The organism is Bdellovibrionales bacterium (assembly GCA_019750295.1).
Classification (GTDB): Bacteria; Bdellovibrionota; Bdellovibrionia; order Bdellovibrionales; family JAGQZY01; genus JAIEOS01.
Map to the genome: position 1 here is coordinate 109,347 of JAIEOS010000048.1, position 18,293 is coordinate 127,639.

21 protein-coding genes are annotated in these 18,293 nt (G+C 46.1%); 17 read left to right on the plus strand and 4 right to left on the minus strand.

Annotated elements, in window-relative coordinates:
• The first annotated feature begins 191 nt into the window (after positions 1-191).
• Entirely contained in the window at positions 192-872 is a 681-nt protein-coding gene (locus K2Q26_09660; protein ID MBY0315774.1) for a hypothetical protein, read from the plus strand.
• 260 nt (positions 873-1,132) lie between these two features.
• On the opposite strand, the gene glnA is transcribed toward K2Q26_09660, so the two are convergent.
• Both glnA and K2Q26_09670 read right to left on the minus strand, forming a co-directional pair.
• Positions 1,133-2,545, minus strand: coding sequence for a type I glutamate--ammonia ligase (glnA, locus tag K2Q26_09665; GenBank protein MBY0315775.1), 1,413 nt, complete (start codon positions 2,543-2,545; stop codon positions 1,133-1,135).
• A 35-nt stretch (positions 2,546-2,580) separates the two neighbouring features.
• Positions 2,581-2,919: a P-II family nitrogen regulator gene (locus K2Q26_09670; GenBank protein ID MBY0315776.1), complete on the minus strand. Its 339-nt coding sequence runs from the start codon at positions 2,917-2,919 to the stop codon at positions 2,581-2,583.
• Between the two features lie 210 nt (positions 2,920-3,129).
• On the opposite strand from K2Q26_09670, the gene K2Q26_09675 reads away from it, so the two are divergent.
• The 5 genes from K2Q26_09675 (at position 3,130) to K2Q26_09695 (ending at position 8,314) form a co-directional block, all read left to right on the plus strand.
• Positions 3,130-3,711 carry a gamma-glutamylcyclotransferase gene (locus K2Q26_09675; GenBank protein MBY0315777.1) on the plus strand — a complete coding sequence of 194 codons (582 nt, stop codon included), beginning with the start codon at positions 3,130-3,132 and terminating at the stop codon, positions 3,709-3,711.
• Complete coding sequence (locus tag K2Q26_09680; protein MBY0315778.1) at positions 3,712-4,191, plus strand: tRNA (cytidine(34)-2'-O)-methyltransferase; 480 nt, start codon at positions 3,712-3,714, stop codon at positions 4,189-4,191.
• 77 nt (positions 4,192-4,268) lie between these two features.
• Complete coding sequence (secA, locus tag K2Q26_09685) at positions 4,269-6,917, plus strand: preprotein translocase subunit SecA (GenBank protein MBY0315779.1); 2,649 nt, start codon at positions 4,269-4,271, stop codon at positions 6,915-6,917.
• Positions 6,918-6,929: 12 nt separating this feature from the next.
• Positions 6,930-7,682, plus strand: a complete 753-nt coding sequence (locus K2Q26_09690) for a hypothetical protein (protein ID MBY0315780.1) — start codon at positions 6,930-6,932, stop codon at positions 7,680-7,682.
• Positions 7,679-8,314, plus strand: coding sequence for a hypothetical protein (locus K2Q26_09695; protein MBY0315781.1), 636 nt, complete (start codon positions 7,679-7,681; stop codon positions 8,312-8,314). The genes K2Q26_09690 and K2Q26_09695 overlap by 4 nt, the downstream gene beginning before the upstream one ends.
• 83 nt (positions 8,315-8,397) lie before the next feature.
• On the opposite strand, the gene K2Q26_09700 is transcribed toward K2Q26_09695, so the two are convergent.
• Positions 8,398-8,727, minus strand: coding sequence for a hypothetical protein (locus K2Q26_09700; protein ID MBY0315782.1), 330 nt, complete (start codon positions 8,725-8,727; stop codon positions 8,398-8,400).
• Positions 8,728-8,813: 86 nt separating this feature from the next.
• Here K2Q26_09700 and K2Q26_09705 point away from each other — a divergent pair, with 86 nt between their 5' ends.
• From K2Q26_09705 to K2Q26_09740, 8 genes are all read left to right on the plus strand, one after another.
• The gene (locus tag K2Q26_09705; protein MBY0315783.1) at positions 8,814-9,005 is read left to right on the plus strand and encodes a hypothetical protein; all 192 of its coding nucleotides are present in this window, start codon (positions 8,814-8,816) and stop codon (positions 9,003-9,005) included.
• Positions 9,006-9,033: 28 nt separating this feature from the next.
• Positions 9,034-9,831, plus strand: coding sequence for an SCO family protein (locus K2Q26_09710; GenBank protein ID MBY0315784.1), 798 nt, complete (start codon positions 9,034-9,036; stop codon positions 9,829-9,831).
• A gap of 5 nt (positions 9,832-9,836) precedes the next feature.
• Complete coding sequence (gene coxB, locus K2Q26_09715) at positions 9,837-10,853, plus strand: cytochrome c oxidase subunit II (protein ID MBY0315785.1); 1,017 nt, start codon at positions 9,837-9,839, stop codon at positions 10,851-10,853.
• Positions 10,854-10,865: 12 nt separating this feature from the next.
• The gene (gene ctaD, locus K2Q26_09720) at positions 10,866-12,440 is read left to right on the plus strand and encodes a cytochrome c oxidase subunit I (protein MBY0315786.1); all 1,575 of its coding nucleotides are present in this window, start codon (positions 10,866-10,868) and stop codon (positions 12,438-12,440) included.
• A complete protein-coding gene (locus K2Q26_09725; GenBank protein ID MBY0315787.1) occupies positions 12,427-13,095 on the plus strand; it encodes a cytochrome c oxidase subunit 3 family protein in 669 nt (222 codons plus the stop codon). The genes ctaD and K2Q26_09725 overlap by 14 nt, the downstream gene beginning before the upstream one ends.
• Position 13,096: 1 nt before the next feature.
• Positions 13,097-13,423 (plus strand): cytochrome C oxidase subunit IV family protein, encoded by a 327-nt coding sequence (locus tag K2Q26_09730; GenBank protein MBY0315788.1) that lies wholly within the window; start codon positions 13,097-13,099, stop codon positions 13,421-13,423.
• Between the two features lie 84 nt (positions 13,424-13,507).
• Complete coding sequence (locus K2Q26_09735) at positions 13,508-14,380, plus strand: protoheme IX farnesyltransferase (GenBank protein ID MBY0315789.1); 873 nt, start codon at positions 13,508-13,510, stop codon at positions 14,378-14,380.
• Complete coding sequence (locus K2Q26_09740) at positions 14,377-15,264, plus strand: COX15/CtaA family protein (protein MBY0315790.1); 888 nt, start codon at positions 14,377-14,379, stop codon at positions 15,262-15,264. Before K2Q26_09735 ends, K2Q26_09740 begins: the two co-directional genes overlap by 4 nt.
• A 4-nt stretch (positions 15,265-15,268) precedes the next feature.
• Here K2Q26_09740 and maiA read toward each other — a convergent pair whose 3' ends face one another.
• The gene (gene maiA, locus K2Q26_09745) at positions 15,269-15,910 is read right to left on the minus strand and encodes a maleylacetoacetate isomerase (GenBank protein ID MBY0315791.1); all 642 of its coding nucleotides are present in this window, start codon (positions 15,908-15,910) and stop codon (positions 15,269-15,271) included.
• Between the two features lie 136 nt (positions 15,911-16,046).
• Between maiA and K2Q26_09750 the strand changes: the two genes are divergently transcribed.
• Genes K2Q26_09750 through K2Q26_09760 form a run of 3 tightly spaced genes read left to right on the plus strand, consistent with a single transcriptional unit; the run spans position 16,047 to position 18,248 of the window.
• Complete coding sequence (locus tag K2Q26_09750) at positions 16,047-17,033, plus strand: fumarylacetoacetate hydrolase family protein (protein ID MBY0315792.1); 987 nt, start codon at positions 16,047-16,049, stop codon at positions 17,031-17,033.
• A 17-nt stretch (positions 17,034-17,050) separates the two neighbouring features.
• Positions 17,051-17,914, plus strand: a complete 864-nt coding sequence (locus K2Q26_09755) for an RluA family pseudouridine synthase (protein MBY0315793.1) — start codon at positions 17,051-17,053, stop codon at positions 17,912-17,914.
• 1 nt (position 17,915) lies between these two features.
• Positions 17,916-18,248, plus strand: coding sequence for a DMT family protein (locus tag K2Q26_09760; protein ID MBY0315794.1), 333 nt, complete (start codon positions 17,916-17,918; stop codon positions 18,246-18,248).
• The last annotated feature ends 45 nt before the right edge of the window (positions 18,249-18,293 follow it).

Sequence of the window (18,293 nt, forward strand, 5' to 3'; positions counted from 1 at the left end):
AACTCGTCACCCCTCCTTATGGGGAGGGGGATGGCACACGTTTCAAAGCGAGACGTTACTAGACTCGATACACTCATATCACCGTGTCTATCTTGGAGACAGGCAAAAGAGCCTAGACGCTTTCTATTGCTTCCTATCCCCGAAATTTTGGCCTTTTTTTTGTATTCATAAGTTTGATACGGGGGTCTCGCATGTTTAAACTTAAAGTTCAATTTTCTTCGACCATTTTTTCTATCGTATGTTTAAGTGCCTCTATGAGTTTTATAGTCGGTTGTAATAAGGCAGAGGTCTCTAACCACGAAATCTCTCGTTCTTATGAGGGCCAGTGGGTCGAAAAGGTAACGTATGACGCTCTCATCACCTCCAGAGCATCCGTGCCTTGGGAAACTGATTGTGCTCAGACTTCTCTCAAGGGGGCGCAGGCTCTCCGAATAGATATTATCAAGGTGAATGCGACCGGTCGAGTCGAGCGCGCCACGCAGATCACTCCGCAATCCAGTCTAGCATATAGTCACTTTGGAGATGTGGATGGCCAGGGAGTATTTATTTACACGACCGAAGCCAATCCGGCCAATCCCGCTTTTTTTTCAAGCGATATCGAAATTCAGAAACATGATGTTAGATTTTCTGTAAGCGAAAGCCAACTCACTGTGAGCAGCGACCTTCGAGTGAAAGCAAATGGGGCAGAAAAAACTTTCGAAGACGTCGATCAATTCACAAAAGTCTCTGATCAGGAATTTACAAAACTTCTTGAGCGCGTTCGTTCGTGCTTACGTTCCGGGCTTATCGAACAAGAAAATCAGCGGCAACAACCTCCCGATCAGCAACAGCCCCAACAACGTCCGCAGGCCTCTGATTTGCGGGAAGCTTAGTTTTAAAAATCATCCAGCTTTGGAGCAGAGTCTTTGCTCCTCTTACTCAATCGGACCAACATGAGCCCATGTTAAAGGATGTTCTCGGTCCTCATAGTGCTCGAAATCTAAAATATCTTTTTATTCATTTGGGAATAGTTTAATTAAGACGGTGGCTTTTTTAAAAGCTGTCGTCATTCTGAAGTTCAGCGAGAGTACTTGTGGGATTCACAAGAATCTTCGCTGCGCTCAGAATGACGAGTTCGGGCCAGTCTTTCATACTACAGGTCGTAGTAAAGATTAAACTCGTAAGGAGTTGGGCGCTGTTGCATCGGTAAAACTTCTTTTTCCATTTTGTAATGGATCCAGTTCTGAATAAAGTCTTTACTGAAAACTTCGCCTCTCAAAAGGAAGTCGTGCTTTTGAGTTAAGTTACTTAAAGTTTGATCTAAAGTTCCTGGGATCGACGGAACTTTTGCGGCTTCCTGCGGAGGAAGCCCGTAGATGTCTTTATCGAGCGGATCTCCGGGATGAATTTTGTTTTGGATTCCATCGATACCTGCCATCAACAAAGCTGCAAATGAGAGATAAGGATTCGATCCGGAGTCAGGAGTTCTAAACTCAACCCGCTTCGCTTTGGGATTGTCACCCGTATTCGGAATGCGGATCGCTGCGGAACGGTTTTTAAAGCTGTAAGCCAACTTGATGGGAGCTTCAAATCCCGGAACCAAGCGCTTGTACGAATTCGTGAGAGGATTTGTAAATGCGCAAAGAGAAGGTGCGTGTTTTAAAATTCCACCGATAAAGAAAAGAGCGGTTTCGGAGAGTCCCGCATACTGATTGCCGGCAAAAAGGTTTTTTCCACCCTTCCACAGCGACATATGAACGTGCTGTCCGGATCCATTATCACCAAACAAAGGCTTTGGCATAAATGTCGCCGTTTTATTGTGTCGGCGAGCGACGTTTTTCACAATGTACTTAAACCACTGAAGTGTATCCGCGGATTTTACAAGTTCGTCGAACTGATAATTAATTTCGCCTTGAGACGCGGCGACTTCGTAATGGTGTCTCTCAACCACAACACCGATTTTATCAAGCTCTAAGCAAACTTCGGTGCGGATGTCGTGATGAGTATCAATCGGCATCGCTGCAAAGTAACCTTCTTTGTGGCGAGGTTTGTAGGCTAGATTACTTCCACCCTCGTCACGGCCGCTGTTCCAACCCGCCGCCGAAGAATCAATCTTATAGAATCCGCCGTGAGACGTTTGTTCAAAACGAACGTCGTCGAAAATAAAAAATTCCGCTTCGGGACCGAAGTAAGCCACATCGGCAATGCCGGTGGAGCTGAGATAAGCCAAGGCTTTTTTTGCGATCTGACGGGGATCACGGTCATAAGGAGTTAAAGTTTCGGGAAGGACGACATCACATAATAAAGAGACAGTAGGGACCTGTGCGAAGGCATCCATTTTTGCCGTTGAAGGATCTGGCATTAATACCATGTCCGATTCGTTGATCGCGCGCCATCCGCGGCAGGAGGATCCATCAAATCCCATTCCCTCTTCGAAGACATCCGCCTTCAATTTATATAAGGGAATCGTTAAGTGTTGCCATGTGCCCAACATATCCGTGAACTTGAGGTCCACCATTTGAGCTCCATGTTTATAGGCATAATCTATGGCTTCTTGTGCGTTCATGTCCCGTCTCCTCGTAAATGTTTTAACTTAAACGTTTAAATTGCTTCTTCATCTTTATCACCGGTGCGTATCCGTAGAGCTTGCTCGACGTTGTACACAAATATCTTTCCGTCTCCCACTTTTCCGGTATGGGCAGAATTGCGAATGGCCTCTACGGCTAAAGGGGAGAGAGTATCGTTCACAATAATTTCGATCTTAATTTTAGGGAGAAAGTCGACGACATATTCGGCACCACGATAGATCTCGGTGCGGCCTTTTTGACGGCCAAAGCCTCTCACTTCTGTAATACTTATTCCTTCGACACCGATCTCTGTCAGGGAATCCACGACATCATCAAGTTTAAAAGGTTTAATGAAGGCTTCGATTTTCTTCATTGAATTGCTTTCGAAAGTAGTCGGTTTTTCGTCGTCTGTCGACAAATAAATAGAAATATAATGGGCCGGAGGGCCGCCGGCAAAGCCTATATTGAAGCCTGTCAACACTTTGCGCGTTGATCGGAAGTTTGCGCCGGTGCTTAAAACTTGATATAGGCTTAACCTCTGTTTTTTGGGGTTTTAAAAAAACTGGTAACTTTAAGGGTGGGTATGGGATTTAAATTCTTTCTCTATGGCGTTTATGATGAGGGACAGAAGTGTCACTCTCGTTTTCAGAATCTGATTTCTTCTCAACAAAAAGCACAGGTCCGCGGAACTCTTTATCAATTGTCGTGCGGCTTAACTCTTTTACAGCCTGAGGGTGATGCCCTCGTTTCTGGTCTCTTGGTCGATTTAAATATTAACGAGTCTCATTGGCCCTATTTGGACGCAATGAATGGTTATAACGAATGCAGTCCTAAGAAAAGCTTCCTTTTGCGAAAAACCGTCGAAGTGATCTTGGCGGACGGGTCTTCGATTCAGGCTCAAACCTATTGTATTAACGACGATAAAAAAACTTCGGCGAAACCGGTGACAGAGCCGATGGCGGTCCCTCAAAAAGAGATTCTGATCGATCGTCTGACCGATCGCCAGCAGCTTTATATTCGAAAACTTTCGCAGGCGAAGGGACGTGAAATCGTTCCGGTGGATATGGCTCTTTATCGAGAGCTGATGTCCCTAGAGTTGATCGTTGATAAAGGTCGTCGTCTGGCACTGACTTCCTTAGGCCAAGAAGTGAGCTTATTTTTATAAATGCCGATCTCTCCGCAAGACGCTCTTTTTAATGTTGTTCTTGTGGAGCCGGAAATTCACCACAACACAGGTAACATCGGTCGTACATGTGTGGGTATGAATTGCCATTTACATCTTGTGCATCCCCTCGGCTTCTCAATGGATGACAAACATCTTCGTCGAGCGGGACTGGATTACTGGCCGCAACTCTTGATGACTCAGCACGATAATTTTGCGCAATGGGAAAGCTCTCGCCCGAGTGGGGCAAGATGTTATTTTTTTTCGACCAAAGCGGAGAAAAGTTTTTTCGATGTGGAATATCGAAAGGGAGATTTTCTTGTCTTTGGACCTGAAACACGCGGCTTATCCGCGCCTGTTCTCGAAAAATACTCATCTCAGCTTGTCAAACTGCCCATGGTAGGTCCCACTCGAAGTTTAAACTTGTCGAATGCGGTTGCCGCCGCTGTCTATGAAGCCTTTCGGCAGATCCGGCCTTGCTAAAAAATTAATACTCCTCAACTTGATCAAAAGGGTGAGCTCACCTACACTAAACCCTTGTCACTCAAAGGTGGATTTGCATGCTTAATTTACTGACCAAGGTCTTCGGCACTCAGCATGAGCGCGAAATGAAGTCCATTCGCCCAATCATCGATCGTATTAATCAGCTTGAATCTAAAATGCAGGCGATGAGCGATGCGGAACTTCAAAATCAGACTCCGTTGTTCAAACAGCGCCTTGCCGCGGGGGAAACTCTCGACGATATTTTACCAGAGGCCTTCGCCGTATGCCGTGAAGCGGGTAAACGCGTCCTTAATATGCGCCACTACGACACCCAGTTGATCGGTGGATACATTCTCCATCGCGGATCCATCGCCGAGATGAGAACGGGTGAAGGTAAAACTTTAGTGGGAACATTACCCGTGTACCTGAATGCCCTGAGTGGAAAAGGTGTGCACGTCGTAACTGTCAACGATTACCTCGCAAAGCGGGATGCGGAGTGGATGGGTCGTTTGTACAAATGGCTCGGACTTTCCATTGGAATCATTGTTCACGATTTGGATGATTCGGAGAGGCAAGCAGCTTACGCCGCGGATATTACCTATGCGACCAACAACGAATTAGGTTTTGATTATCTCCGCGATAATATGAAGTTTAGACTTTCCGATTACGTCCAGAGAGATTTAAATTTTGCGATTGTCGATGAGTGTGATTCGATTTTGATCGACGAAGCGAGAACGCCATTGATCATCTCGGGGCCGGCAGAGGACAACACGGCCATTTATCAAGAAATACAAAATATAGTAAAGCATCTTAAGCCAGAAATTCACTTCACCATGGAAGAAAAATCTCGATCCGTGGCGGTGACCGAAGAGGGCAATGCGAAGTTAGAAGAGTTGATGGGTGTGGAAAACATTTACGATCCTCAACACATCGATAAGCTCCACAATATTTACCAAGCTCTTAAAGCCAACCATTTATTTAAGATCGACGTGGATTACATGGTCAAAGATAACGAGATCGTCATCGTGGATGAGTTCACAGGTCGACTCATGGAGGGCCGACGCTGGAGTGATGGGCTACACCAAGCTGTTGAAGCTAAAGAAGGTGTAAAAATTAAAAACGAAAGCCAAACGCTAGCTTCAATCACGTTCCAAAACTACTTCCGAATGTACAAAAAACTTTCGGGCATGACGGGAACGGCGGACACCGAAGCCGCGGAATTTCGCAAAATTTATAACTTAGGTGTTTCGGTCATCCCTACCAATCGCCCGATGATTCGTAAAGATTTAGAAGACGTAGTTTACAAAAGCGAAGCGGGAAAGTTCAACGCCATTATCAAAGACATCATCGAACGTCGAAACAAAGGTCAACCCTCTCTCGTCGGTACCGTCAGTATCGAAAAATCAGAAGCCCTGGGACGCGCGCTCACGGCACAAAAAATTCCGCACACGGTTCTCAATGCCAAATATCACGAGAAGGAAGCAGAAATCGTCGCCCAAGCAGGACGAAAAGCCGCAGTGACGATTGCGACCAACATGGCCGGTCGAGGAACTGATATTATCTTAGGTGGAAACGCCGAGTTCATGACCAAAGCCGCCACCAACGAACCTCCGGGTTCCCCGACCTACGAAAAACTGTATGCCGATTTTAAACGTCAGTGCGAAAACGAAAAGCAAGAAGTGCTGGCCGCGGGTGGATTGTACATCGTCGGTACAGAGAGGCACGAATCCCGTCGTATCGATAATCAGTTACGCGGTCGTTCGGGTCGTCAAGGGGATCCTGGTGCCACTCAGTTTTACCTTTCTTTGGAAGACGATCTCATGCGCAAATTTAACGGCGAGCGCATTAAAAAAATCATGGATACGTTAAACGTTCCTGATGATGAACCTATCACCGCGAGAATGGTGACCCGTTCGATCGAAGGAGCTCAACGAAAGGTCGAGGGTCATAACTTTGATATTCGTAAGCATCTCTTGGAATTTGATGATGTGATGAATCTTCAGAGAACCAAGATCTACTCGATGCGACGCGAGCTTCTCGAGGAGGACGGCACGGACAACACGCGCATCGAGGCTAAAATTAAAGAAATGATGGCCGATATCGTCTCTGATATGTTGGATACCTATGCCAACGAGCAAGTGAAACGCAGTGATTGGGATCTTGCGGGCTTCAAAGTCGCTCTGGAGCAACAGTTTGGTGTGGAAATCGATTTTCCGGCAAACATTACGTCTGATGATCTTGTCCAAAAAGTTCAAGTGGCCGTGAGTGAAAAGTACGATTCTCAAAAGCGTGCGATGAACACGATCTTTAATGACGTGCAAAAGAGCTTAATCCTGGGAGCGATTGATCACTACTGGAAGGAACATCTTTATAGGGTCGACCGGATTCGCGAATTCGTAAATCTCAAGGCTTATGCCCAAAAAGATCCGTTGATGGAGTATCGCAAGGAAACTTTCCAGGCCTTTGCGGATATGGAACGCTATATTCGAAATGACGTCGTGGAGAAATTCTTAAAGCTTAAGGTTGTCCTCGAGAGACGAGAGCAAGACATCGAAGACACTCAAGAGGTGAATACCGAAATCCTCGATGCTCTTCGCCCGAAGCAGCCCCAAAAGATGACGATGTCCTCCGGTCCGTCTTTAGACGGGGGCGGAGATTCGCAGATGAGTCGCAACCAACGCCGAACAATCGAAAAAGATAAAAAGAAAAAGAAAAAACTTTTTTAAGGATCACCACTGATGGTTATCTGTCCCATTTGTCACGCTGAAATTCTTGTAAGCCCGGGGGCTCTGTTTGCACAGTGCCCCAACGAAAGCTGTGGCACATCTTTCGAACTGGATGAAAATGGAAACATCGATCCGTCTTCACTCGGCTCGGTGGACGAGGATGTTTCTCCGCAGGACATTGCCGGCGCTTCCGAGAATTACGAAAATCCCGAAGTGATCGAGCAATATGATATTAGCACGATCAATTCATCGGTCGAAGAGGTCGAAGATTCGTTTATGGCGGGGTACGATGCCGAGGCCGCCGGAGGCGAAGTCGTACAAGATGCTGTGGCTGGCGATTCGGTCTCCGAAGAAATTCCTGAACAAGCTCCGATCGACGAGGATTATCGTGAAGACTGGAATGAAGTCGCGCAGGCGCAAGAGGACGCGGAGAATGCTCCGGATCCCATCGGAGTCGTGGCTTACGACAAAACTGATAACTCGCAATCTATTCAAGGAATTTTTTACGACATCATTTTAGAAAATCTCGATACTATCGATATTAAAACTGCACTTTTCAAAATTTTAGAACAGGCCCGCTTTGGAATTAATGTGGAAGCCGCTCGACGCTCGCTTAAGGGAGGGGAGTTGGTCCTCACGGATCTCAACCCTGTGGTTGCATCTGTTTTGATCGGACAACTTCGTGATCTCGATATTAAAATCAGCTGGCGCCAAAGTTTAGCGATCATGGATAATTCTGAAAGTCCCCCAGAGGAGGAAGCATGATGCTTTTAGTTTCTCTAGTCATACAGATCTTTGTTTACGCGGGCCCTCTGGCCCAGCACGAAACTCAATTGGAGTCGATCGACAAGCGAATTCGTGTTGAGGAAGAGACCCTTAAAGATTTAGAGATCAATAAAACGAATGCCCGAGAGGGAAAAGAGCTCGAAGAAATTCTTGATGGAATTGCCACAATCCACATGAAGCTTTTAAAAATTCGCAGAGAACGGGCCGAGCTTAAACGGCATTTACGAAACGAACATCCCGATGATGATCTGATCTTTGATGCTCGTCTTCACAAAGATAATCGTGAGAAAAAAAACGAAACTTCCAATGATCCGGTGGACAAGAAGTTGGATGATCTTCTTAAGTTAATGCAAAAGCAATACGCGCGCTTCGTACAGCAGAAGAAAACTGTATCGCCGAATTCACCAGCGCCGCCGCCTTTAGAAGTCGAGAGCGCAGTGGAAACCAATAAAGAGCGGTACTTAAATAAAGCGATCCAAACCCAAATGCGAGTCAAAAACAACGGCCCCGCTCCTAAGCAAGATGCGCACGCCATTCCCGCTCCAGCTAAGACCGACAAAGCACATCCACCCACAGAACCCAAAGACCCCCACGGGAAATCCCACCACTGAAGAGCACGCGGTCATTCTGAGCGCAGCGAAGAATCTCGTCTGAAAGATCCACACTTTTTTATCTTTTCTTGGGACATTTAAGACTAAATAGGCTCGTAGTCTGATCGTTGAGGTCCAATGTCTCGACGTTCAGACTTAGGCTCGCCGCCTTTATCTTTGTAGACGACTTTTCCGTTCTCGAACCAAATTTCCTTTTCGTACACGGCGGGCCTGTTTGTGGAGTCTTCACTGCGGAAGTAGTAAACCCAGCGGTCGACGCTGCTCTTGCGATAGGTGCGGTCTGGATTACCTAAGAGGTGTAACACGTAACCTTTGTCGCTACCGATTGGAATTTTTTCGTAGTCCTTTTGGGGCGAGCTGGCGCAGCCCGGGATCAAAATAATACATAGGAATAGATATGCTAGGCTTTTCACGTCTATTATTATCACTGAGTTGATATGGGAAATCCACTTGATTTAAGATCAATGAAGTGAGAAAAAGTACGCACTAGGAGATCACAATGTCAGACTACAAAATAGACGATTACAACCGTGGCGGAATGATTGCTTTCATGTTTTCGATGGTCGTGACGACACTATTTTTCGTTTACATTGCCTTTGTTCATCCTGGTGTTGACCTTAAAGAGATTCAGGCACCCGAAAAGAAAGAAGCTCCAGTTGCGAATCCTAACCCCGAGCCGGCGTCTAACTAATAGAGGACTCCGCTCCTATATATTGGGAGTGATTTTCATTTTCTTCACTCCGCCAGCGTTTTCCTACGATCCCACTCAAACTGAGCGAGAGCAGAACGAAATTCCCAAAGAGCTGCGAAATATCGGGATTGATGAAAAATTAGGACATAATTTAAAAGATCTTTCCATCCAACTCGTAGATGATGATGGAACTCCCAGGAAGTTCGGTGATCTTCTAACGCCGCGCCGCCCAATCATTTTGAGTCTCGTCTATTTTAACTGCCCGAGCCTTTGTAATTTGCATCTCAACGGGGTTTTGGACTCTCTTCAGCAGATTTCTCTTAAGCCTGGCGAGGATTACGAAATTCTGGCGGTCAGCTTTGATCCTAAAGAGAATTCTGATCTGGCCGCCGCTAAAAAATTGACCTACCTTGCAAAGTACGAATTTCTGAAAAAAGGTGAGGGGATTCATTTTCTTACGGGCGATGAAAACTCTTTGAAAACGCTTGCTGATACCATAGGATTTAAATATAAATGGGACGAAACAAGTAAAGAATGGGCGCATGCTTCTGCAGCAGTCATTATTACTCCTGAGGGAACGATATCTAGATATCTCCATGGGGTGTACTTCGAGCCAAAGACGTTTCGACTCAGCATTGTCGAAGCATCTAAGGGACTAATTGGTTCGGTCATTGATTCTGTGATGCTTTTTTGTTTCCGCTACGACCCGAAAGCGAACAAGTACGCTTGGTACGCTTTCAATGTAATGAGAGGCGGAGCAGCATTTGCCTTGCTAGTTTTGTTAATCTGGCTAGTTCCGTTTTGGATGAGACAACAGAGGAGTTAATAATCATGTTCTGGTGGGTACCAACCGCGTCTGCAAATACCTTCATGCCACCGGCTGCAACAAAGATCGCCGCAGAGGTTAACCATCTCTACGGGTTCATGCTGATTGCCAGTGTAATTTCATTCATCATCCTTATGGGTGCATTCATTTTCTTCGTTGTTAAATACAAACGTAGGTCTGCGAAGGACTCCACCCCCTACATCACGCACAACCATACCCTCGAGTTTGTGTGGAGTTTTATTCCTTTTGTGATTTTTATGGTTTGCTTCGCATGGGGTGCACACATTTACTTAAAAATGCGCACCTTCGACGAAGGGGCCATGGAAGTTCACGTTTTTGGAAAGAAATGGGCTTGGGAATTTGAATATAAAAACGGTCGACGCGTGACTGCGGAAGTGAATGCCGAAGGCCAACAGGTTCCTGCGACGATGGTCGTTCCATTAGGTGTGCCTGTGAAGCTCATCATGACTTCAGTCAAGCTCAGCCCGCAAGACAAAGCGGTACTCCATAGCTTTTTCATTCCTGCCTTCCGCGTAAAGCAAGATGTGGTCCCCGGAAGATATTCGGCGCTCAGTTTTACAGCCGAACAAAAAGGGATGTTCCAGATTTTCTGTACTGAGTATTGTGGTACGGGCCACTCGACAATGTTGGCGCGCGTTCATGTCGTTTCTCAAGAAGAGTTTGATGCATGGATTATGGGCGACGGCGCGGCCGGTAGTGGTGAGCTTTCTATGGCGGACAAGGGTCGCCAAGCCTACGCCAAGTACGCTTGTATCGGTTGTCACAGCTTAGGCGGGCAAGTGATGACAGGCCCAACATGGAAAGGTCTGTGGGGCTCCAAACGCGAATTTAATGACGGTGGATCTGCGGTGGCTGACGAAAACTATCTCCGTGAATCGATCTGGGAACCTAACAAGCATATCGTTAAAGGCTACGAGCCGAACAAAATGCCGACGTTTAAAGGTTTGATCAATGACGAAGAGTTAACCGCACTTATTGAATATATTAAGACTATTAAATAGAGGAGACGACAAATGGCTGGAGTCGATTACTTACATTACGGGAAACGCGGTTTGATGTCGTGGCTTGGATCTTTAGATCACAAGCGCATTGCGATTTTGTACTTCTTTTCAGTCGCGTTCTTTTTCTTATTGGGCGGAATATTTGCTTTGCTGGTCAGGTTGGAACTGTTCAACCACGGCGCGCTTTTCTCTCAAGACCAATACAATAGATTTATGACGTATCACGGGGCCATCATGGTCTTCTTCGTGATCATTCCGGGTATTCCGGCCATTCTAGGGAACTTCTTTTTACCGTTGCTGATCGGTGCGAAAGACGTGGCGTTCCCGAGAGTGAATCTAATGAGTTGGTACTGCTTGATGGCAGGATTTATCATCGCTGCTGCGACGTTGTTCCTCGGCGGAGTGGACACCGGTTGGACGTTCTACACTCCTTATAGCATTAGCTACAAACCGGCGACTGTTCTCATGGCCTTTGCGGTTTTTGTGGCTGGTTTTTCCTCGATCCTGACCGGGGTGAACTTCGTGGCGACGGTGCATCGCTTAAGAGCGCCCGGAATGACAATGATGCGAATGCCTCTGTTTGTGTGGGCCATTTACTCAACAGCGATCCTTCAAGTTCTAGCGACTCCGATCATTGGTATCACTGTATTGTTACTAGCCATGGAGAATATTTTTGGTATCGGAATCTTCGATCCTGAGTTGGGCGGCGATCCGGTGCTTTTCCAGCATTTTTTCTGGTTCTACTCACATCCTGCAGTTTACATCATGGTTTTACCAGCCATGGGTGTGATCAGCGAGTTGCTCTGTACGTTTTCTCGTAAGACGATTTTTGGATATACGGCGATTGCGTATTCATCGATTGCCATTGCGGCAATCAGTTTCCTCGTATGGGGTCACCACATGTTTACGAGTGGTCAGTCGGAATTGACCGGAATCACTTTTTCAGTTTTGACCATGTTCGTGGGTGTGCCGACGGCGATTAAGTTATTCAATTGGCTGGCCACTTTGTATCGTGGTTCTATACAAATGGTGACGCCAATGTTGTACGCATTAGGCTTCATGTTCATTTTCACTATTGGCGGTATGACGGGGATTTACCTTGCAACACTCGCGACAGATATTCACTTCCACGATACGTATTTCGTCGTCGCTCACTTCCATTACGTGATGGTCGGCGGAACATTGATGGCCATCATGGGTGGAGCCTATTATTGGCTCCCGAAGATGGTGGGTCGCATGTACAACGAAGCGTGGGCTCGGATTTCTTTTGTGATCATTTTCGTTGGATTTAATGTTACATTTTTCCCTCAGTTTATTCTCGGAAACATGGGTATGCCTCGCCGCTATCATGATTATCTTCCGGCCTATCAATCTCTCAATAAGATTTCGACCATGGGCTCTTGGATGATTGCGGTGGGCTTTATCATCGCTCTTTATACAATTATTCATGCCATCGTTAAAGGAGCTAAAGCGCCCGCAAATCCTTGGGGTGGTTTGACTCTGGAGTGGACGGCACCGTCTCCTCCTCCTCACGAAAACTTCGAAAAAACACCAGTTGTTACGGCAGGTCCATATGAGTACAGATAGCAAAAGCATGGCTCACGCAGAGCACGAACACCACTATGCTCATCACTTTGATAGTGCAGAGCATGAGTATCTCTCCAGTAAAGAGGGAGTTTGGCTCTTTCTATGTTCAGAGATTTTAATGTTTGGCGGTTTGTTCGCCGCTTATTTTATTTATCACAACATGTACCCCGCAGTTTTCCACGCGGGGTCTCATCACTTGGATTGGAAGCTGGGCGCGCTGAACACGGTAGTACTTTTGACAAGTTCACTTACAATGGCTTTAGGCGTTCACTATTGTCAGACGAACAATCGCAAAATGGCGGTGATGAATTTATCCGCGACGATCGTTTGCGGCGCTTTGTTTATGATCGTGAAATACATGGAGTACAGCCATAAGATTCATGAAGGTCTCCTTCCGGGGCTTTGGTTTAGAGGCGATAACGAAGGGATCAGCAATATTGGTCTTTACTTCTCCTTCTACTTTATGATGACCGGTCTCCACGGAATTCACGTGGTCGCAGGAATGGCACTGATCGGTTGGGTGCTCGTCCGCACCATGAAAGATGAATTTAGCGATAAGTACTATACTCCAGTCGAAGGCGTTGGATTATTCTGGCACTTAGTGGATTTAATTTGGATTTTCTTATTCCCGTTACTTTATTTGGTGGGAGGCTAAAATGGCAGCAGCAAAAAACGGACACGGCGATCATCATGTCATGTCATTGAAAGTCTACTTTACGATTTTCGCGATACTGATTTTCTTTACGGCTCTTACGGTCATTACGGCAAAGCTCATTGATTTTGGTGGCACAGCGAACGCAATTATAGCTTTCGCGATTGCATTGACCAAAGCATTGCTTGTTATGGGTTACTTTATGCATTTGAAATACGACGAGAAGATCTACCGGTACATTATCGGGAGTAGCTTTTTGTTCGTCATACTCTTATTCCTTATCTGTGTGTTAGATTTAGCGACGAGAACACTCCAGCAAAGCACACTGTAGATACGGCATCAGTGGGTACCCGGTACCTTTTGCGGATGCGCTGCATCCGCAAAAGGTACCGGGTACCCACTGAAGGAAGTGACTGTGCGGAATTTTTTTGATCTCACGAAATTTGGAATTGTTTGCTTTGTGATTTTCACGGGGACGGCCGCCTATTTTCTATCTCTGCCGCCCATTCAACCTTTGGATTCTACACACTTCTTATTTTTCATTCTGAGTTTATACTTTGTAAGCTCTGCCATATTTGCGCTCAATCAATTGCAGGAAGCCGATATCGATGCGCTGATGCCGAGGACGATGAATAGACCTCTTCCCTCAGGGCAGTGGTCGAAAATGCCCGTCGCGGTCCTTTGCCTTTCGTTTTTGATGATCGGCTTTTTCTTTGCCTACATGGTGAGCCTTTGGACTCTCATTTTTCTATTTGCCACTTTAGTCATGTACAACGGGCTCTATACCATGTTTTGGAAGCGACGCTGGGCTTTTGGGGCCGTTCCCGGAGCTATTCCAGGTTCGATGTCGATCTTGGTGGGGTACGGAGCTAATGGCCAACAGTGGTCGATGGGCTGCTTTTATCTTTTTGTTCTCATGTTCCTGTGGCAGATGCCTCACTTCTGGGCCCTGGCTCTTCGCTATCAAAAAGATTACGAAGCGGCGAAAATTCCTGTGCTTCCCACCGTCGTCGGCGAGGAACGAACTTTATACCACATGGGTTTATATGTTTTTGCCTACGCGGCTTGGGCCGTGGCCGCCCCCTGGTTTATTTCGGTATGGATTGGTTATCTCGTAGTGATTTTGCCATTCGTTTGCAAAGTGGTTTATGAGTTTTTCACGTATCAAAAAGATCCGAGCAGCCGAAATTGGTTGTCTTTCTTTTTATGGACAACCTTCAGCGTGCTTGTATTTGTCATTATCCCTGTTTTTGATAAATGGGGGGAATTGGTGTTTTACAGATTATGAAAACAAAAACTTTTTCCTATATTCTTTCGTTCCTCATATTTTTGACATTTGATCTAATGGTTTTGGGAGCCGGTGTTAGGGCTATGGATGCGGGCCTGACATGTCCCGACTGGCCCTTGTGCTTCGGCCGAGTAGTTCCGACGTATCACCTCGGCGTTTACCTCGAATTCATTCACAGAGCGATTGCTGGGCTGGTGGCACTGATATTTATTTTTTGTTTTATCATCGCCCACATCAAGTCGGAATATAAACATTTACGTTTTACATTCTGGATCTCGGCGATGCTTTTGTTCTCTCAGATCATCATGGGCGGGCTCACGGTCCTTAAACTTTTGCAGCCGGGGATTGTGACGCTCCATCTATCTTTAGCGGGTGTATTTTTGGCTTCTCTCGTGATTCTTAAAAGTAAACTCACAGAGGATTCGGCTTCAGAGTCTGTGGTTCCTTTAAGTTATAAAATCTTTTCGACAGTGGCCTTAGTTTCGGTCTCCCTTCAAATCATTCTTGGAGGAAAAGTGGCGACCACTTACTCTGGATCCGTGTGTCTGGATTTTCCGACCTGTATGGGCCAATGGTTTCCAACATTCTATGGCCCTATTGGACTCCAAGTCATGCATCGTCTCGGAGCCTACGCGGTCTCTTTAATTGTTTTGATTCTTTTCGTGTGGACGCTGAAGTTACTCGCTCAAGAAAAGTTAGATCGTGTATTTAAGATTCTATCTTCGCGGGCAATTCTTTTTGTGCTGTCGCAAGTGGCCATTGGCGTGATGAATCTTAAGATGCAGATACCACCATGGCTGACGGTCATTCATCTAGCGATGGCGCTGATGATTTTTCTGACCCTTCTGCGAATGAATATTCGCGCCTGGTCGGCGAATCATTGACTCCCTAAGCTTCGAAATCGGGCTGTTGGGCCGGACTTGCTTTGAAAAATGCGTCCTGCTTGAGGCAATGATCATAAATTTTTTGGCTCAGCGGGAACGGTCGAGTGTCCACCTTAAAACGTTCAGCTCCAAAAAACTGAGGCACGAGAAAGCAATCGGCCATCGTCACCTGATCCCCGAAGCAGTAAGTCCCAGAGTATTTTTTGAGAATCGCTTCGAAAGACTCTAATCCCTTGCTGATCCAATGATTCAGCCACTGGGCTTTTTGATCTGGAGATGCTTTCAACTCGCGATCGAGATATTGCGTCACGGCCAGGCCTTGAAGAGGTTGAATCCCACTGTTGATGATCTCGTACATTTGGCGAATGATGGCCCGCTCTTCCAGGTCCTTGGGGAGAAGGGGTGTTTGTGGAAACTTTTCTTCGAGATATTCGATAATAGCGACAGACTGACTGAGTGTGAGCGAGTCGAGCTCCAGCGATGGGACTTGCGCCATCGGGTTTACTTTTTTAAATCCATCGCTGTTTTGTTCTCCCCCGTTCTTTAAGAGGTGAACGGGAATCATCGTGTACGGCAGCTTTTTGAGGTTGAGAGCGATACGGACGCGGTAGGCGCAGGAACTTCGAAAATAGGTGTATAACTTCATAGAGAGGAAGTATTACATAATTGGCAGTGTCGATCATTTGTTTTTAGGAGCGGACTTTTGGCGCTGCAACATGGGGGATATGCGTCTGGAATAGTAAGCCTCAACACACTATTATGGCGCCAATAACGGAGGATTTATGAAATTAGGGACTCTTAGACTTCAAGGCTGGAATGATGGGGAACTGGTCGTGGTGAGTCGCGATAATAAAACCTATGTGAGTGCGAAAGCCGTCGCTCCGACTTTGCAAAAAGCTTTAGAGAATTGGTCCGCGCTTCAACCGCAGCTCGAACAACTTTATAAAGATCTCAATAACGGTCAGGCCAAAGAGGCTCAGCCCGTCGACGAACATCAATTTCATTCACCGTTACCGCGGGCTTATCAATGGGCTGATGGCTCCGCTTTTCTCCACCACGTCAAATTGGTTCGACAGGCTCGCAACGCTCCTATGCCCGAGAGCTTTTACGAAGTCCCTCTCATTTATCAAGGCGGCAGCGACAGTTTTCTCGCGCCAAGAGAAGATATTCCTCAAATTGATTTTTCTCACGGAACAGATTTCGAAGGCGAAGTTGGCGTCATTACCGATTTCATTCCGATGGGTTCCACACCCGAGCAAGCTTTAGAGAAGGTCCGTTTGATTGTAATTATCAATGATGTTTCTCTCCGTGGACTTATTCCCGAAGAGATCGCTGCGGGTTTTGGATTCTTTCAGGGTAAGCCGTCGTCAGCCTTTGCTCCTTTTGCCGTCACTCCTGACGAGTTGGGGACAGCATGGAAGGACGGCCGAGTTCATTTACCACTCCATGTGGAGTACAACGACAAGTTTTTCGGAAAAGCCAATGGCGGCGCCATGCACTTTAGTTTTGGACAACTTCTGGCGCACGCGGCGAGAACGCGTCATCTCATGCCTGGGACTTTGATCGGAAGTGGAACGGTTTCTAATGATGATCCTCAGGCGGGTTCAAGTTGCATCGTCGAAAAACGCATGATCGAAAAAATTAACGAAGGGGCTTTTAAGACACCATTTATGAAAGTCGGTGATTCGATCAAGATCGAAATGCTTAATGATAAAGGCGAGAATATTTTTGGGACCATTTATCAGAAGGTGATTCAATACAACCGGTAAAATTTTATCAGTTCCCTGTGGATGCGGGGAACCTTTCACAACCGATCGTTAACGAACTTGAAAGACTCAAATCCTTTTTTAGAAAGCCACCGGCGGAGCTGCTTTCGGAGACAAAGGTCTATCTTAAAGATATATATGTTCAGAATCTCTCATTTCGGTCCAAGGGAAGATCTCAAACAACTCTACTGATTCCCACGACGCTTGTGGTGCCTGAGGTTTTTGTTTTAAAGCCAGAACATATCGCTTTTGAGGATCAGGACATTGTGGTCTTTGACAAGCCCGCGGGCTTATCCACACAACCAACACTTAAAAGCTTCGAGGACCATCTCTACGGGGCCGCGATTGCTCATTATACACTTCTTAAGCCTCAAAAATTGGCCTATGTGGGCTTACATCATCGATTGGATCGCGACACCGCAGGATTAGTTCTCATGACGAAAAAATCCTCGGCCAATAAATCCATTGCCGACCAGTTTAAGGATCGAAAGATTCGGAAGACGTATTTAGCCATCGCCGAAGGTCAAAAGCCCGAGCGAGAGATGTGGTCCGTTGATGGACCCATTGCTCGTATCAATGCTCCACGCGGGTTATTCAAATTTGGGATTGATTTTAAGAAGGGCGACAAGGCTTTAACTCACTTTAAATATTTAAAATCTTTCGCTCCTGATCGTCATCTGATCGAATGTTCGCCGGTGACGGGAAGGACTCATCAAATTCGAATTCATCTCAGCCACTCAAAGCTTCCCATTTTAGGAGATCATGTTTACGGAAAGAAGGCCGTAGTGCGATTGCAGCTTTTGGCCTCTCAGTTAGAGTTTATCCATCCCAGGACGGGGCAAACCATGACGGTCTCCTCGAAGCAGAATTTACAAGGAGTTTAAAATGTCGCTCGCATTGTCACTTTTATTTTTGTCGAATATTTTTATGACTTTTGCTTGGTACGGACATCTCAAACATCTTAAAGAGTCTCCGCTGTTTATCGTTATCCTGGTGAGTTGGGGAATTGCATTTTTTGAGTATAGTTTGCAAGTTCCCGCGAATCGGATCGGTTCACAGTATTACACGCTCCCACAGCTTAAAATTCTACAAGAAGTGATCACGATGATTGTTTTTGCAGGATTCACTTATTTTTATATGAAGATGCCACTCAAGCTAGATTACTTATGGGCCAGTCTCTGTTTGGTCGGTGCAGTTTATTTTATCTTTAGAAACTAAAAAGCCGACGCGAGGTCGGCTTTTTTTGTCGAAGTTCAATTTAGA